Genomic DNA, 16400 nt, shown 5'->3' on the forward strand with positions numbered 1-16400 from the left:
AACGATGAATAAACGCTTATCCGACATCATGACCCGTCATCTGGATAGTCTGTCGCCACACTCCACCTTGGCGGATGCCGCTGCGACGATGTCGAGTTCACGAATCTCGTCGGTGCTAGTGATGGAGGGCACCCATTTGCTCGGTATCATCACCGAGCGCGATATGGTCAAGGCGATGAATGCCGAGTTACCGCCCGATACGCAGGTCGCTCATCTGATGACTTCCCATGTGATGACCATTCAGATGGATGTCGAGTTGGCGTCAGCCTTTCGGTTTGCTACCCGTCATGGCATACGTCATCTGGTGGTGGTCGATAGCAGCGACAATCCGGTCGGCATGGTGTCGGAAAGTGATTTCCGCTTTCATCTAGGCATCGGTTTCTTTGCCCACCTGCGCGATGTCGCCTCACTGATGGGGCAGAACTGGTTACAAGCAACCCGAGAGATGCCAGTCATCAGCGCACTAGAGCAGATGGTCGCAGCACGTGCTTCCTGCGTGATCGTAATCGAGCACGACGAGCCGATAGGCATCGTGACCGAGCGTGATGTCGTGCGAATGTATGGCGAACAACGGCAACATGTCACGATGGGCGAGGTGATGACCTCGCCGGTGCGCAGCATACGCAGCGATGCTTCGTTGACTCAGGCTGCCGCGCAGATGCAGATGTTCAGCATGCGACATCTGGTTGTGGTCGATGAATATGGACGATTGGTCGGTCTATTGTCTGAGCATGACTTAGTACGTCCTTTGGAGTGGTCGGATGCCGATATGGTGAGTGAGGAAGCCGCTGAAACTCAAGAGCGCTTGCGCCAACTGATGAACACTATTCCTGATATGGTGATCTTCAAGGATTTGGAAGGGCGCTACCTAGATTGCAACCAAGCCTTTTCTCATAGCGTGGGCTTGCCAGTGAGCACCGTCATCGGCAAGACCGACTTTGATCTGGTGCCGCAAGAGCAGGCTGAATTTTTCCGCGCACGTGACCGTGACGTGATTGCTGCGGGCACCACGATCTGCAATGAGGAGTGGGTCACTCGGCATGACGGGCGGCGCATTTTGATGGAGGCGTGTAAGTCGCCGGTATTCGATCATGAAGGTGCGTGCATCGGCGTGGTGGCGGTGGTGCGTGATATTTCCGAGCGCAATCTGGCCGAGAAGCAGTTGCGCCTTGCCGCCAGCGTATTTCAGTTTGCGCACGACGGTATTTATATCACCGATGCCAATGCCAAGATCCTTGAGGTCAATCGTGCGTTCGAGGAGATCACCGGCTATCACCGTAGTGAGGTGGTTGGCAAGAACTCGGACATCCTCGCATCGGGGAATCACCCTCCTGAATTCTTTGCCGAGATGTGGGCGGCATTGCAGCGTGAGGGCTATTGGAGCGGCGAGGTGTGGAATCGGCGCAAGGATGGCGAGCTGCTCGCCGAGCTGTTGACGATTTCTGCGGTACATAATGAAAGTGGCGTAACCACCCATTGCGTTGGGGTATTCACTGACATCACGGCGCTCAAGATGAGTCAGAGTCAGATGGAGCGTCTGGCCTATTACGATGCGTTGACCCAGTTGCCCAATCGCTCGCTATTCACCGATCGTTTCCGTATCGCGCTGGCGCAGTCCGAGCGTAGCGGAGAATTGCTGGCGGTGGGGTATCTCGATCTGGATGGCTTCAAGCCGGTCAACGATAAGTTCGGCCACACCGTGGGCGACCTGCTGTTGCAGGAGGTCGCGCGACGGATGGATCGCTGTGTGCGTTCCGGCGATACCGCTTCCCGCATTGGCGGGGACGAATTCGCTCTGTTGTTGACCGGGCTGCGCAGCGAAGAAGAGAGTGAGCTGGCCGTGGTGCGCTTGTTGTCCGCTCTGTCCGAGCCCTATCTGCTAGAGGGACACACGATCAGTATCACCGCCAGCCTCGGCTACACCCTGTTTCCCTACGACGATGGTGATGCGGATGCCTTGTTGCGGCACGCTGATCAGGCCATGTATGCCGCCAAGCAGGGCGGGCGTAATCGCTATGTGCGTTTCGATTCCGAGCATGATCGTCGCACCATCGAGCAAAAAGAGCTGCTGCGTAGGGTCGAGGCGGGATTAGCCTCTGGCGAGTTCCAGTTGTATTACCAACCCAAGGTCGATATGCGGAAGGGCAAGGTGGTGGGTGTCGAAGCTTTGATCCGCTGGAATCACCCCGAGCGTGGCTTGTTGTTACCGCACGACTTTCTGCCGCTGACCGAGTGTCTGGACATCGCGGTGGACATCGGTAATTGGGTACTGAAAGAGGCACTCGGTCAGAGTGTGGTTTGGAGGCAAGCGGGACTGGAACTCCCAGTCAGCGTCAATATCTCGCCACGTCATTTACAGGACGTGGATTTCGTCTCCCATCTCCGTTCCCTATTTGAGCGCTACCCAGAGTGGGAAAGGCATCATTTGGAGTTGGAGATTCTGGAAAGTACCGCGTTCGACGACGTGGCGCTGGTTTCCGAAGTGATCCACGAGTGCGCCAATCTCGGCGTGACTTTTGCGCTGGATGACTTTGGTACGGGCTACTCGACGCTGATCTACTTGCGCCATCTGCCCGCCCAAGTGCTCAAGATCGACCAGACTTTTGTACGCGACATGGCGCATGACATGGAAAGCTTTGCCATCGTCGAGAGCGTGATCGGCTTGGCGGCTGCTTTCAAACGTCGTCTAGTCGCGGAAGGAGTGGAAACGCTAGAGCAAGGCAGGTTGCTGCTGCAACTAGGCTGTGACATCGCTCAAGGCTACGGCATCGCTGAACCCATGCCAGCAAGCGAGATTCCAGCTTGGATCGAGCATTGGCAAGCGGCGCCTAGCTGGGCGGATCTGTGAGGAAGTCAGTTGCCGTTGAGTGAAAGTTTGAGTCCGTATGATCTGATCGCGCAGCAGTTGCTGCGCGATCACCCCCCACCCGATCTGCGTCACGTCGTCATCTTGCTGCCGAACTACCACGTCGCGCAGCCTTTGGTGCAACGACTGGCGGCGCTGTCAGGTGTGTCCGCGCTACTACTGCCGCAATTGACCACCTTCACCGATTGGGTTCAGAACGTCCCGCTCACGCAGGCCGTGGTTTCCGATAGCGCCAGATTGGCCTCTTTGTATCAAGCACTGCGCAAACAAGGCTGGTTCGAGCAAGCCGATCTATGGGCGCTGGCGCGAGAACTGCTCACCCTGATGGACGAACTGACCCGCCAGCACGTCAATTTGCCCAAGGATGAGGCGGCATTTCAGGCGCAGCTGGAACACGCCTATCAGGCGCGAAAGAACAACGCCTTGCAGTTTGAGGCGCGAGTAGTTCACGAGTTGTGGCATGCCATGAGCAGCAGCAGCGAACTGGACGGAGTCGCCGCCTACCAGCAACGACTGGCGACTCTCGCCGCACAAGCGAGTGCGCCGCTGTACGTACTGCTCACCTCCGATCTTTCTACTCCCGAGACGCGCTTCTTGCAGGTTTACGCCGAACGTGCGCCAGTGCGGATATTCGATCTGCGAGTGTTAGCGGCGGGGGATGTGGAAGCCCAAACCTTGAGTTCCTCGAACCCTCTTTCGACTTTCGACTTGCGACTTGCGACTGATTTTTCCCTCTTTCCCGCTCACGGCCTAGAGCAAGAAGCCCAAGCCGCAGACCTACAAATTCGCCGCTGGCTGCTGGCGGGCAAGCGCAGCATCGCGTTGGTGGCGCAAGACCGGCTGGTGGCACGACGAGTGCGTGCCTTGCTGGAGCGCGCGCAGATATTGGTGCAGGACGAGACCGGCTGGACCTTCGCCACGCTGGCGGTGAGCGCGGTGCTGATGCGCTGGTTAGAGGCGGTGCAGGGTGATTTCTACTATCAGGACGTGCTCGACCTGATGAAGTCACCTTACGTGTTCGCCGATCAGCCCGCGTCCGAACGCAAGCAGGCGGTCTATCAACTGGAGCGTCTGCTGCGCGAACATCAAGTATCGGCGCGGCTGGAGGAGTTCCAGCGGCTGGCCGAGTCGGACGAGTTGCGCCACGCCTTGCTGCGCCTGCAACAAGCCGCGCAGCGCCTGCCCACTGGACGCGAGTTCACCTTGACCGGCTGGCTGGAGCGGCTGGAGCAAAGTCTGGACAGTCTAGGCGTACTCACCGGCTGGGCGCAGGACGCCGCCGGACGCGAGCTGTTGCAACTGCTCGCAGAATGGCGCGAAGAGCTGGCCGACGACCGCAGCCGTTTCAGCTTCGGCGAATGGCGGCGCTGGCTGGCGCAGCAGCTCGACCTCAACACCTTCCGCGACAGCAGCGTGGAAAGCCCGGTGGTGTTCACCCATCTGGCCGCCACCCGCTGGCGGCGCTTCGATGCCGTGCTGCTCTTGGGCTGCGATGCCGACCACCTGCCGGGCGATCTGAGCGGCGGCCAGTGGTTCAACGACGCAGTGCGCGGCGCGCTCGGCCTGCCGGTCACCGCGCAGAAAGTCCAACAGGTGCAGGACGACCTGCGCGGTCTGCTGGCGCTCAACGACACCGTGTTGGTGACTTGGCAAGAGACCAAGAACGGCGAACCCAACCTGCTCAGCCCGTGGCTGGAACTGCTGCGCGTCCAGTTGCAGGACGACCTTATCGAGCGTGAACTCGCGCCTTTGCTGGAACGAGGGCAAGTCCAGCCCGAACCCAGCTCGCCGCTGCAGTCGCTGACCATGCCGCAACCGGCAGCCCCAGCTAAGTTGCTGCCGATCAAGATATCGCCCAGCGGCTACAACACGCTGATGGCCTGCCCCTACCAGTATTACGCCCGTTACATCTTGCGGCTGGACGAACTCGACGAGGTGCGCGAGGCGCTGGACAAGCGCGACTACGGCACCTGGGTGCACGAGATATTGCAGCGCTTTCACGGCGAACGCCCGCAGCTTAGCGGCTTGCCGCGCGTCGAGCTGGAAGCCACGCTGGCGCGCATCAGCGACGAAGTGTTCGCCGTCGCCGTGCAACACGACTTTCTCGCCCACGGCTGGCGATTGCGCTGGCAAGCCCAGCAAGCGGCCTATCTGGATTGGCAGTTGGAGAACGAACAGAACGGCTGGCATTTCGCGGCGGCGGAGCAGGGCTACCAACTGGCCGTGGACGACGATCTGCTGCTGCACGGCAGGCTGGATAGACTGGACACCCAAGCCGACGGCGCACAGCGCGTGCTCGACTACAAAACCAAAGACAAAAATAGCCTCACCGGCCTGCTCAAACAAACCGGAGAAGACGTACAACTTGCCAGCTACGCCGCCATGAGCGAATCCGCCGAAGCCACCTTCGTTGCCCTCGACGACAGCAAGGCCGTGGTCAACGTGCAGCCGGAGCAAGCGATGGACGAACTGGCCGCGCTGAATCTGGCGCGTCTCAAGGAGATATTCAGCCAGCTACGCGCAGGCACGACACTGCCCGCCAACGGCGTGGACAAGGCGTGCGAGTATTGCGCGATGAAGGGCTTGTGCCGCAAGGGGTGGTGGGCTGCCGAGTGAGGTGATCAGGGCGCTCTTTGAGCGGCGGGCAAGTTGACACACACTGCCGCGCGCCATAGAGTGGGCCAGAGTATTGGAAGGCTGGGCGATGAGCGGGAAAACCGTGTCCCCGGTTATTGCCGAAGATAATTTCCGGTTGGCATCGATGACATGAAAGGTTTGTAGATTGAGTAGGGGCGGTGGTTCAACCTATGCTGCCAATCAACGTCTTGAGGATGAACGACTCTGTTCGAGGGGGAAGTGTGGAATATGCCGCGAAATGTTTTCTGTTGCTGCTGGGAAGCTTGATGTTGCTAGGCGGTGGTGGCTGTGTTGTGAGCAATGTTGTTTTCTTGATTCAAGATTGGAGCCTAATTCAGATCGTGCCGGTTTCTTTGAGTTTTTCCGCTGTGGTGGCGGTGTTAGGGTGGTGGGCGATCAAAAAAGCGAACACCATTCAGGGTTGTAAATCAGGACAGCATCAAGCATCGGACGGGGAGTGAGGTTGGGGTGTCAATGTTGTTTCCTATTACATCCTTTCCGCAACAATTTCATGCGGGTTTGGAAGCCTTTGCGATTTCGGCGGGAGCGTTTTACTACCGGCGGCTGTTGTTGTGTCAGGGGGAGACGACACTATCATTGCTCCATGGTGCACGTTATGCCGTATTGCTAGGGTGTGTTTTTGGGGCGGGCATAGGCAACAAACTAGTGTTCTGGATCGAGATGCCGCATCTGTTGGCTATGTATTGGAACAAGGCAGAGGTGTGGTTCGCTGGGCAGTCCATGGTAGGAGGTTTGCTGGGCGGGTTGCTCGGGGTGGAGTTGGCGAAGAAATTTTCTGGTGTGCGCAATTCAATGGGTGATGCCTTTGTGTTCCCTGTCTTGCTCGGTTTGATGATAGGGCGCATCGGTTGTTTTGTGGCGGGGCTGGAAGATGGCACTTACGGTGTGCCAACCAGTTTGCCTTGGGGTATTGATTTTGGAGACGGTATTCCGCGCCATCCCACTCAGCTTTATGAAATCGCGTTTGCTGCGTTGTTGTGGTTGGCGTTGCGTCGTGTGCAGTCGGCGTGGGCGATGCAATCGGGGCTGTTATTCAAGGTGATGCTGTGCAGTTATCTGTTGTGGCGCTTGTGTGTGGATGGGCTTAAACCCGTTCCCTTCGATTACGGCTTTGGTTTGTCTGGCATACAAGTGGTGTGCGCCATTGCCCTGTTGTTCTACATGCCGCTGTGTTGGGAACAGTGGCGAAAATTAAAGGTGGTCGCATGAGCAGAAAGAATCGTCCTTGGTTGTTTTACGACACGACCGGGTCGGTGTGTTCCACTTGCCTGCGCCATGTCGAAGCCAAGATCATCATCAAAGGCGAAGAGGTGCTTCTGGAAAAATGGTGCCCCGCGCATGGCTTCGAGCGCACCTTGATTTGTGACGATGCCGAGTATTACCGCCTGTGCCGCGAGGTATATGTGAAGCATCCCGAGATGCCGGAGCAGTTTAATACCAAGATGACCTACGGTTGCCCATACGATTGCGGGCTGTGCCCAGACCACATGCAGCACTCTTGTCTGTCGGTGCTGGAGATTACCGACAACTGCAATCTCACTTGTCCTGTGTGCTATGCCGAATCCACGCCGCAGCAGCAACATAAACCATTGAGCGATGTCATCGCCATGCTGGATGCGGTGGTGGCGAACGAGGGTGAACCGGACGTGGTGCAACTCTCTGGCGGTGAGCCGACGCTTCATCCCGATTTCTTTGCTATTTTGGATGCAGCGAAGAGTCGCCCCATCAAACATCTGATGGTCAACACCAACGGCCTGACGATTGCGACTGATGCCGCTTTCGCGGAACGGTTGGTGAAATATTCGCCGGGGCTGGAAATCTATCTGCAATTCGATTCATTGCATGACGACACACTCAAGCAACTGCGCGGTGCGACTTTGGCGGAAGTGCATCAACGCACACTGGAACGATTGGAAAAATTTGGCATTTCCACCACGCTGGTGATGACCGTGCTACCCGGCATCAATGAAGACCAAATCGGCGAAGTGATTCAGCATGCCTTGCAATGGAAATGCGTACGCGGTGTGACTTTGCAGCCTGTGAGTGAGGTGGGGCGGAAGACCGTGCAAGGGCAGAACAAACGCCTCACCGTGAGCGGTATTCGCCGCGCGGTGGCGGAGCAGTCGCAACTTTTTACCAAGGAAGATGTGGTACCCGTGCCTTGCAATCCAGATACGTTGGCGATGGCCTATGCGCTCAAACTCGGTGGCAAGGTTATTCCCCTTACTCGCCATCTAGGGCCGGATGCTCTACTGGCTGGGCCGCGCAACACGATCGTATTCGAGCGCGACCCCGCACTCAAAGATCAAGTGTTTAAACTCTTCTCCACCAACCACTCGCCAAAATCACAAGCCTCTTGTCTGTCCGACTTGTTGTGTTGCCTACCCAAAGTGGCTGCGGCAAAACTGGATTACGAAAACGTCTTCCGTGTCCTCATCGTGCAATTCATGGATATCCATAACCTTGACCTGCGCGCCGTGAAGAAATCCTGCATTCACTTTGCCCAGCCAGACGGGAAGTTGATTCCGTTCGAGTCATATAACCTTTTCTACCGGGGGCGGAAAATTGATCAGACAGACATGATCCGAAAAGAAATCTCGGCAGATACTTTGTTACGTAAGTTTGATCCGCGAAGGCTCGGATGAGCTTGCACCTAGTATTTTTTTCGCTTATCTGACATTGTTGGGGTTCGTGCCTCACCCCAGCCTACGATTCAAATTTAAACGATCATGGATAACCACACCGCGCTAGACCCCACCCGCAGCATCGTCGTTGAAGCCTGTGCGGGCAGCGGCAAGACTTGGTTGCTGGTGTCGCGGGTGGTGCGGCTGTTGCTGGCGGGGGGGAAGCCTGCCGAGATTCTGGCGATCACCTTCACGCGCAAGGCGGCGCAGGAGATGCAGCAGCGGTTGCATGATTGGTTGCATCTGCTGGCGGTGGCGGATGACGAGAAAGTGCGCCAGTTTCTGCGCGAACGGGCGCTGGCCGAGGCGGAGGTCGAAGCGGCTTTGCCGCGCGCGCGCGCCTTGTTCGCCGAGGTGTTGCAGGCCCAGCCGCCGCTCACCATCAATACCTTCCACGGTTGGTTCATGCAGTTGATGCAGCGCGCGCCGCTGGCGGCAGCACCCGGCGGGGTGAGTCTGCTGGAGAAGACGCAGGCTTTGCAGGACGAGGCGTGGCGCATGTTCGCTGACCAGTTGGGCGATGCGCCGGGCAGTGTCACCGAGCAGGCGATGCAGGCGCTGCTGGCCGAGATCGGGCTGCACAGCACGCAGGCGCTGCTGTTCAAGTTCGTCGCGCTACGCAACGAGTGGCAGGCGTATGTCGCTGGGCAGGGCGAGCCGGTGGATTGGGCGCTGGCGCAGTTGCGCGACGAGTTGGAGATCGACGAATCGCGCGATCCGGTCGCGGAGTGGGCGCAGGATGGTCGCAGTGAGCAGGCGGTGATGGCGTTCGCTGGGCAGTGGGCGGCGGGCGGTACGGCCAAGCAGAAAGAATCGGCGAGTGCGCTGGAGCAGGCGTGGACGGACAATGTGGGCGAGGCGCGCTTTGTCGCCGTGTGGGCGCTGCTGTTCACCCAAAAGGACGAGCGGCGTGCGCTGAAATCGACCGCTAAGCAGAACGCCGATGCCTTCCTTCTTGCACGCGACGCGTTGTTCGCCCAACTCGAAGCCCTGCGTGGTGAGCTGGACGACCGCAAGGTGTACGCCATCAACACTTACGCGCTGCGCTGCGGCGCGGCCTTGCTGGACTGTTACCAAAGCCTGAAACAGCGCCAGCAGCAGATGGATTTCGGCGATTTGGAATGGCAGGCGGCACGTCTGCTCAACGACAGCGACCATGCCGAATACATGCAGTACAAGCTCGACAGCCGCTACAAGCATGTGTTGCTGGACGAGTTTCAGGACACCAACCCCTTGCAGTGGCAGATCCTCAAGGCGTGGTTCGCGGCGGCGGACGCGGTGGATTCGCGCCCGACCATCTTCATGGTGGGCGATCCGAAGCAGTCCATCTACCGCTTCCGCCGCGCCGATGCGCGCATCTTCGACGTGGTGCGCGAATTCCTGCAAGAGCACTACGGCGCGGCGCATCAGAAGCGCAACGTCACCCGGCGCAACGCGCCTGCGGTGCTGGCGGCGGTGAACGGCGTGTTCGAGGGGCAGCCGGTATTCCACGATTTCGTCACGCATGAGTCGCACAACGTCGGGCTGCCGGGCTACGTCGAGGTGCTGGAATTGGCGCAGGTGGAGAAGGCCGAAGCCGAGCCTGCGGGGGCGTTGGTGTTGCGTAACCCTTTGCTGGAAGCCAGAGCGGAGAAGGGCGGCAGCGCGCGTGAGGCAGAGGCCGAACAGTTCGCCGCCAGGGTCGCCGAGATCGTCGGCAACTGGCATGTGCATGACGAAGACGGCACGGTGCGCCCGGCGCAATACGGCGACCTCATGGTGTTGGTGCGCAAACGCACTCACCTCGCCATCTACGAACAGGCACTGCGCCAGCGCCATATTCCCTTCGTCACCTCACGGCGCGGCGGGTTGCTGGAGACGCTGGAAGCTCTGGACTTGCAGGCGCTGCTGACCTTCCTCATCACCCCGTTCGCCGACCTGCAACTGGCGCAGGTGCTGCGTTCGCCGCTGTTCGGCTGCGGGGATGGGGAGTTGCTGCAACTGGCTGCGGTGGAGGAGGGGAGCTGGTGGCGACGCTTACAGTTGTTGGTCGAATCGGGAACTTCGTCACCCCTGTTGCAGCGCGCTGAGCGTCTGCTGCGCAACTGGCTGAACCTCGCCGACCGCCTGCCGGTGCATGACTTGCTCGACCGCATCTACTTCGAGGCCGATGCCATGGCGCGCTATCGCGCCGCCGTGCCGCCGGAGTTCCGCGAGCAGGTGTGCGCCAATCTGCAAGCCTTCTTGCATATCGCGCTCAACGTGGATGCGGGGCGCTACCCGAGCTTGCCGCGCTTTTTGCAGGAGCTGGCCGAGCTGCGCGCCGCCAGCGACAATGAGTCGCCGGACGAGGGCAAGCTGGGGGCGGTGGGCAACGCGCTGCGTTTCCTGACCGTGCATGAATCCAAGGGGCTGGAAGCGCCCATTGTGTGGCTGATCGATGCTAACGACGCGCGTGAGAAATCCGACAGCTACGGCGTGCTGCTGGACTGGTCGCCGGATGAAAAACAGCCCAATCACTTTTCCCTCTACACCACGCAAAAGGCGCGCGGAATCAAGCGGGACGCGTATTTTTCGGCGGAAGAAAAACTGGCCGAGCGCGAGGCGATGAACCTGCTCTACGTCGCCATGACGCGCGCCAAACAGGCGCTGCTAGTGAGCGGCAATGAAAAATTGAGCGAAGGTTCGTGGTACGGGCGCATCGCAGCGGCGCTGGATGCTTTGACGGTGGCGGGCAACCCGTTGCTGCGTGAGGCGCTGAGTGTGGCGGAGACCGTTGCGGTGAGTGCGCCCGAGGTCGATGCGGCGCTGACTCGCCCCATTCCCACCGGCCAACGTCGCGCCAGCTTGAGTGAAGCGCAACGGCGTGGCATCAAGCTGCACGCGCTGTTGCAGCATCTGGCCACCGACACTCCTCGCCCACTGGGAGAGGTGGTGAGCGGTATCGCGTTGAGTGATGCGGATGCCGCACTGCTGCGATCACGCTGCAACCTTTCCACCGCTGAGCTGGAAGTCTTGCTGCCACAAGCACAAACTTTGCTGGCTCAGCCACACTTGCACCGCTTCTTTGATCCTTTGCAATTCCAACGAGCCTGCAACGAGCTCCCTTACGTCAGCGCCGACGGCGAGCTGCGCCGCATCGACCGTCTAGTCGAGTTCGATGACGAAGTGTGGGTGCTGGATTACAAGATGGGTGAGAGCGCAAATCTGTCGCGGCATACTATGCAAATGGAGCAGTATCGGGCTGCGATGCAGACGGTGTATCCGGCTAAATCGGTACGCTGTGCCTTGTTATTTGCCGATGGCTTGCTTCACGAGGTGGTGACAAGCTGAATGTGAATTCTGCTTGCGAAAAATAACGGGGCGTCAATTGACGCCCCGTTATTTTTTGTTGAAGAGATTATCTCAATGCGGCGATGAAAGCAGCGAGTTGCGCAATTTCTGCTTCGGTCGCACGTCCAGCACCCTTGGCGGGCATGGCCATAGACTTGTTCCAGCCAAAGCGTCCACCTCTCGTGATATTGCTTGCAATAGTGGATGCGCCATGGGCATCACTCTTGTATTTGTCGCCCACTTTGCGCCATGCAGGGCCGATCTTATCGGCATCGATTGCGTGACAGGCCAGACAACCACTCTTCGAGGCCAATGACAAGAATTGATCTTGAGAGAGTGTTGCCGCTGCTGCTGGTACAGGAGTTGGTGTGGGAGCAGGTGTCGGTGCAGGCGTCGGGCTTGGAGTCGGGGTAGGTGTGGGCGCTGGAGTTGGTTTTGGCGCAGGAGTAGCGGGTGTCGCTACCACCTTCGGCTTGGTAGGTTCAGGAGTCTTCAATGCTGGCTCTGGCTTTGTAGCGGCCGGTGCAACCTGCGCGGGAGCAGGCTTTTCTGGTTCTGAGACCGGAGCAGTAGGTGTTGCTACCGGCGCCGCAATCGATGCTTCGGAAGCAGGCAGCGGAGCGCTGGCTTCTGGCGCTACAACAACCGGAACTGCCGGTGCTTCTGGCGGACTGGTTGGTTTGGAGCAGGCAGACATTCCTACGGCTGCGGCTAAGATGGCTAAAGTGAGTGACTTGTATGCGGGCATTGCGTTCTCCTTAACGTAGGTCAATGGCAAAGTTACTGATGGGTATTCTAACGTTGTAATGCTGCGTTTGCGTGGGTTTATCTGTACAGCTATGTGGTTATAGGTGTTGTTCGCAGTAGGGGGTTTGCCTATGTCTTTAGGCATATAGGTGCATATTTGGCGTGCTGTTAGAATCCTTCCCATATGAGTGGATCGGTAGAAGGATAAACCGATCCCTATTTCGAATAAGTCGCCTTAGTCAACAAGGGAATCATAAAAACAAGTTCTATCACGAGAGCAGCTTTAGCCTCGTTGACGAACGCCCATAACTTGCGTCACTCAAAAAAACAGTCCTGAACTACCTGACAATGTGCCGGGTTTATCCGTCTAAGTAGATGTGCAGTGTTGTGTTGTAAAAATCGGGCAGATAACTTCGCCCACTTAACTTGAAAGGGGATGTGATGAAAAAAGTATGTTTGGTCTCTTTGTTGGCAGCAGCATGTATCTCGTCGCCCGCGATGGCTGATTCAACGAAAGATGCGCGTGTCGATGCTGTTCTGAAAGATATCGGTTACAAGTACGAGGTGGATGCAGACGGTGATGCCAAGCTGACTATGGGGGGATTGTCGGATGGTCGCTCCCAGCTCCTGTGGGTGAATGCGAATACCAATATTTTGGGGGAGTATGAGTCACGCGACTTGTGGTCTATCGCATATTTGTCTGAGCAGCCCCTGCCTGACGAAAAGGCCAAGATGCTCTTGGAAAAGAATGCCAGTTACAAGGTCGGCTCTTGGTCGCTAAAGAAATACGGCTCTCGATATGCAGCCGTATTTACGGTTCAGGTTCCTGCCAATGCGGATAAGAAGGCCGTGAATGCGGTGATCATGGCGGTTGCGCTGACAGGGGATGCAGTGGAGAAAGAGCTGACAGGAAAAGATGACATGTAATAGGACGGAGGCTACAAGCCTCCGTTTTTATTTGGCGGGTTTTCGTGTGATGAAGGTAAAGGAGAAATTAAATGAACGTATCTAAACAGTTGGGATTAGCTTCCGTTGTGGTTCTCGCGTGTATTGGTAATGCTTGCGCCGAGGAAGCAAAAGCGGCATCGCCACAATCCATGGCTGCAAGCACTGAGCAGGCGAATTTGATCAATCGTTTAATCGCCTACGGTGATGCGCGCCATGATCCGATTTTGTTGTTGGCCGCTGCCAAGATGCAGAGATCATTGTCAGAGTCGAGCGCCCCGTCATCTACGGAGAGCACCAAAACTGAAGACGTGCTCCAGCGGGCGAAGAAAAACTCCAGCGGTAGCAAGGAAATCGCGGCTCTAGCCGAGGATATCAAGGCCTCCAAGACCAAGGACTATAACTCGTATCCGTATAGCGGAAACTACAACTCGTTCCATGAACAGCTGCGTCGAGCTTATTAATATTTGAAGCGAAACATGCCACTCATTTGGATATTCTCTTGCAGGTGAGTGGCAGACCCGAGGGGATTTAGCGACAAGGGGCTACCCATAGCAAAAGCTAGGCTATCCAAGTTCACGGTCGCAATGGAGCAAAGTGCTAAGTGAGTTTTGCCATGAAAGAAGGCGTGAAGTATGTGCTGGTCGAGATACCAGAGTCGGAAGATATTGCTCAAAGACTTACTCAAGTGGGTTTGAAAGGCACGATGTTGGGATATGCCAGCCAAGAGGTGTCAGCTGAGTTGTTCATGGCCGCCCCAGACTTGCGCGATGCATTGGCTGTGCTCAACTCATTTTGCAATTCAACCAGTGTCTATATGAGCGTTCCTCCCATTTTTATGGAGCGGGCAGACTCAGCCTTGAATAAAGCGCGACGGAAGTGATGCTGGCGAGCTCAGCTAGATTACTAATCTCAACATATAGGTCGAAAATGATTCTCAACGGGGAGAGAACAATGAAAATTTCCAAAGTAATGACTGGATTGCTGGTGGTGTTGGCGGTTTCTGATGCCTGGTGTGTGGAGGTGAATCCAGCCGAAATGGTTGCCGCTCATAATCGTTGGCGCGCTCAAGTGGGTGTGGGCGAAGTGACCTACTCACCAACAGTGGCCGCTTCGGCTCAAGCGTGGGCGGAGCATCTGAGGGATACCAATCAATGCAATATGCGCCATTCGAGTGGCAGCTATGGCGAGAATCTGTTTTGGGCGGGTGCTTGGTCGAATGGACCGATGCAGGATATTTCAGATAAAGAGGTGGTTGATAGTTGGGGCAGCGAGAAGAAGGCTTACACCTACTCGGACAACAGCTGCGCCGCCGGGCAGGTGTGCGGTCATTACACGCAAGTTGTCTGGAAAAACACGACAACGATCGGGTGTGGCGTGGCTGTGTGTAGTAACAATACCCAAGTTTGGGCATGCCAATATGAACCTTCAGGGAACTGGGTGGGGCAAAAACCGTATTAATTTCCTGACGAAAACGGGATGGCTACGTCTAAATTTAGCCCTCGCTCGGAGGGCATTTTTGAACTCGACAAGGAGAGCACAAATGCCTATCAAGAAAAATATTTCTGTACTGCTACTCAGCATCTCGGTGGTACTCACGTCAGGATGCGCCTCGACACTCCAACAGTTACCAGTGCGTACAGGCACGATCAATACTACGGCTCAGTCAGTTTGTAAGGAATTCAAACCCAATGTGGGTGGTGCTGTCGTAGGAGCCGCTGCCGGTGGGGTTGTTGGCCATCAAATTGGTAATGGCAATGGCAGACGCGCCGCTACTGCACTAGGTATTTTGGCCGGAGCATTGGCGGGAGCGGCGGCTGGCGGCACCGAAGTGAATGTGCCTTGCGCGATACTCTTCATAACTGATGATGATACCGGTGAAAAATTCACTACTAAAGCTAAAGGGCAATGGAAAGCGGGTATGAAAACTCAGTTCTCTGTTAAGTCGGATGGAAAGGTTGTTCTACGCTGAAGTTTTCGAGCTGCCATAGAGTTGCAGACTCAAGCCTGACACAGCCGCTTTGCATTCGTCTAAGTTGGTGTGGTCTTGCAAATAGTGTTGATCGATAACGAGGAGAGGTTTGATGAGTAAAAAATGGATATTGGGGATGGCTCTGCTAGGCATGTGCGGCGTGGCGATGGCAGGCGAACAGATGGCTGCGTCTGAGGCAAATCCTGCTGCGGTATCGTCGCCCACTTTGGTGGTAGCAAGTGAAATGACTCCGACGACGCTGGAGTCCATATTCACTCAAGCGCTCTTCAAAACGAGCCGCCTTGAGAGTGGAGACCTGTCTGTTCAGTTTGGGGCGGGGGGTGGCAGAGCAACGGTTCATATCGACCAAGCTCATCAGCTGCTTCGTTACTACAGGGTATATCGCTTTAAAACCTCGGCAACGGATACCCAGAAGCTAGAACTGGCGAATAGAATTAACCGAGAGATCATCATGGTGCGTGCGTATATTCCCAAAGGGCAAGCGGACACCTTGGTTGTAGATTACTTTCAGTCCTATGACGAGGGCGTGACCAGATACCAAATCGCTTCTACCGCGCGCTACTCTATGGATGTCGCCATGACGGCGGTCAATCAAATGGATGAGGACGACATTGTCAAATAGCCCATATCTAGGCGATAGACTTCCCGTGAGCAAGACAATCACCAAGGGGTGTTACGTGATCGCGCTGATGTTTGGCGGATATTACCTGCTGCGAGTGTTGATGCTGACGATGCTGTTTCTGTTGCTCTGGATCGATGGTTCGTCAAACTCCCTGACTTTGATGTTTGAGCTGTTCCGTAGTCCCTTGGTCTGGAATTCCGGTCAGGAGGCGATGCTGTCCTTGCTGGACGAGGTCAATTTGTATCTGTTGCCATTACAGGCGGTAGCTGGTTTTTTTACTGTACGCCGCTGGACTCGCGGGCTGGGAGGCAAAGGGTGGCATCCAGTGAGATTGTCGTCATCCTGGCTGTTACCCGTGATGAGCCTCACCATGTTAGCCATGACGGTTTGGGCGTCTTTCCTGCTACTGCCACCTAGTGAAATCGTGCGCCGTGCACTATGGGTGTGGCTCATCGTCGATACGATGCTTGGAGCGTTGCCAGCCTTCGCCTTGATCGCTAGCGAGTTGCGTGAAATACAGGGGCTGTGCCGGTTACGTGGCCAGCAGTTTTCTTCGACGGTTTGATAGGAGGG

Annotated in this window: 15 protein-coding genes; 14 read left to right on the forward strand and 1 reads right to left on the reverse strand. The window is 56.7% G+C overall.

Annotated elements, in window-relative coordinates; translation table 11 throughout:
• Nucleotides 1-4: 4 nt before the first annotated feature.
• The 6 genes from OYT1_RS04245 to OYT1_RS04270 all read left to right on the forward strand — a co-directional run bounded on the left by OYT1_RS04245 (nt 5) and on the right by OYT1_RS04270 (nt 11520).
• Nucleotides 5-2848, forward strand: a complete 2844-nt coding sequence (locus tag OYT1_RS04245; protein ID WP_062626907.1) for an EAL domain-containing protein — start codon at nt 5-7, stop codon at nt 2846-2848.
• A 15-nt stretch (nt 2849-2863) separates the two neighbouring features.
• Complete coding sequence (locus tag OYT1_RS04250; protein WP_062627031.1) at nt 2864-5482, forward strand: PD-(D/E)XK nuclease family protein; 2619 nt, start codon at nt 2864-2866, stop codon at nt 5480-5482.
• A gap of 191 nt (nt 5483-5673) precedes the next feature.
• A complete protein-coding gene (locus OYT1_RS04255; RefSeq protein WP_062626908.1) occupies nt 5674-5964 on the forward strand; it encodes a hypothetical protein in 291 nt (96 codons plus the stop codon).
• A 13-nt stretch (nt 5965-5977) separates the two neighbouring features.
• Complete coding sequence (locus tag OYT1_RS04260; RefSeq protein WP_062626909.1) at nt 5978-6733, forward strand: prolipoprotein diacylglyceryl transferase; 756 nt, start codon at nt 5978-5980, stop codon at nt 6731-6733.
• On the forward strand, nt 6730-8169 hold the full coding sequence (locus tag OYT1_RS04265; RefSeq protein WP_062626910.1) for a radical SAM protein: 1440 nt from the start codon (nt 6730-6732) through the stop codon (nt 8167-8169). Before OYT1_RS04260 ends, OYT1_RS04265 begins: the two co-directional genes overlap by 4 nt.
• Nucleotides 8170-8253: 84 nt before the next feature.
• Complete coding sequence (locus OYT1_RS04270; RefSeq protein WP_062626911.1) at nt 8254-11520, forward strand: UvrD-helicase domain-containing protein; 3267 nt, start codon at nt 8254-8256, stop codon at nt 11518-11520.
• Nucleotides 11521-11587: 67 nt separating this feature from the next.
• Here the strand turns inward: OYT1_RS04270 and OYT1_RS13625 are convergent, their stop codons facing one another.
• Entirely contained in the window at nt 11588-11839 is a 252-nt protein-coding gene (locus tag OYT1_RS13625) for a c-type cytochrome (protein ID WP_172588508.1), read from the reverse strand.
• A 49-nt stretch (nt 11840-11888) separates the two neighbouring features.
• On the opposite strand from OYT1_RS13625, the gene OYT1_RS13630 reads away from it, so the two are divergent.
• The 8 genes from OYT1_RS13630 to OYT1_RS04310 all read left to right on the forward strand — a co-directional run bounded on the left by OYT1_RS13630 (nt 11889) and on the right by OYT1_RS04310 (nt 16392).
• The gene (locus tag OYT1_RS13630) at nt 11889-12287 is read left to right on the forward strand and encodes a hypothetical protein (RefSeq protein ID WP_172588509.1); all 399 of its coding nucleotides are present in this window, start codon (nt 11889-11891) and stop codon (nt 12285-12287) included.
• 421 nt (nt 12288-12708) lie between these two features.
• A complete protein-coding gene (locus OYT1_RS04280) occupies nt 12709-13194 on the forward strand; it encodes a hypothetical protein (protein ID WP_062626914.1) in 486 nt (161 codons plus the stop codon).
• A gap of 71 nt (nt 13195-13265) precedes the next feature.
• A complete protein-coding gene (locus OYT1_RS04285) occupies nt 13266-13676 on the forward strand; it encodes a hypothetical protein (RefSeq protein ID WP_062626915.1) in 411 nt (136 codons plus the stop codon).
• 152 nt (nt 13677-13828) lie between these two features.
• Nucleotides 13829-14095 carry a hypothetical protein gene (locus OYT1_RS04290; RefSeq protein WP_062626916.1) on the forward strand — a complete coding sequence of 89 codons (267 nt, stop codon included), beginning with the start codon at nt 13829-13831 and terminating at the stop codon, nt 14093-14095.
• A 71-nt stretch (nt 14096-14166) separates the two neighbouring features.
• Nucleotides 14167-14673: a CAP domain-containing protein gene (locus OYT1_RS04295; RefSeq protein WP_232013227.1), complete on the forward strand. Its 507-nt coding sequence runs from the start codon at nt 14167-14169 to the stop codon at nt 14671-14673.
• A gap of 82 nt (nt 14674-14755) precedes the next feature.
• Nucleotides 14756-15184 (forward strand): glycine zipper 2TM domain-containing protein, encoded by a 429-nt coding sequence (locus OYT1_RS04300; protein WP_062626917.1) that lies wholly within the window; start codon nt 14756-14758, stop codon nt 15182-15184.
• A gap of 112 nt (nt 15185-15296) precedes the next feature.
• Entirely contained in the window at nt 15297-15827 is a 531-nt protein-coding gene (locus OYT1_RS04305) for a YbjN domain-containing protein (protein WP_062626918.1), read from the forward strand.
• Between the two features lie 25 nt (nt 15828-15852).
• Complete coding sequence (locus OYT1_RS04310; protein ID WP_062626919.1) at nt 15853-16392, forward strand: hypothetical protein; 540 nt, start codon at nt 15853-15855, stop codon at nt 16390-16392.
• The last annotated feature ends 8 nt before the right edge of the window (nt 16393-16400 follow it).

Origin of the sequence: Ferriphaselus amnicola, assembly GCF_000974685.2 — a bacterium.
In the GTDB taxonomy this organism is placed as follows: domain Bacteria; phylum Pseudomonadota; class Gammaproteobacteria; order Burkholderiales; family Gallionellaceae; genus Ferriphaselus; species Ferriphaselus amnicola.

Coding starts and splice junctions, on each gene's coding strand:
- OYT1_RS04245 (WP_062626907.1), top strand. CDS start 5: ATGAATAAACGCTTATCCGACATCATGACCCGTCATCTGGATAGTCTG.
- OYT1_RS04255 (WP_062626908.1), top strand. CDS start 5,674: ATGCTGCCAATCAACGTCTTGAGGATGAACGACTCTGTTCGAGGGGGA.
- OYT1_RS04260 (WP_062626909.1), top strand. CDS start 5,978: ATGTTGTTTCCTATTACATCCTTTCCGCAACAATTTCATGCGGGTTTG.
- OYT1_RS04265 (WP_062626910.1), top strand. CDS start 6,730: ATGAGCAGAAAGAATCGTCCTTGGTTGTTTTACGACACGACCGGGTCG.
- OYT1_RS04270 (WP_062626911.1), top strand. CDS start 8,254: ATGGATAACCACACCGCGCTAGACCCCACCCGCAGCATCGTCGTTGAA.
- OYT1_RS04280 (WP_062626914.1), top strand. CDS start 12,709: ATGAAAAAAGTATGTTTGGTCTCTTTGTTGGCAGCAGCATGTATCTCG.
- OYT1_RS04285 (WP_062626915.1), top strand. CDS start 13,266: ATGAACGTATCTAAACAGTTGGGATTAGCTTCCGTTGTGGTTCTCGCG.
- OYT1_RS04290 (WP_062626916.1), top strand. CDS start 13,829: ATGAAAGAAGGCGTGAAGTATGTGCTGGTCGAGATACCAGAGTCGGAA.
- OYT1_RS04295 (WP_232013227.1), top strand. CDS start 14,167: ATGAAAATTTCCAAAGTAATGACTGGATTGCTGGTGGTGTTGGCGGTT.
- OYT1_RS04300 (WP_062626917.1), top strand. CDS start 14,756: ATGCCTATCAAGAAAAATATTTCTGTACTGCTACTCAGCATCTCGGTG.
- OYT1_RS04305 (WP_062626918.1), top strand. CDS start 15,297: ATGAGTAAAAAATGGATATTGGGGATGGCTCTGCTAGGCATGTGCGGC.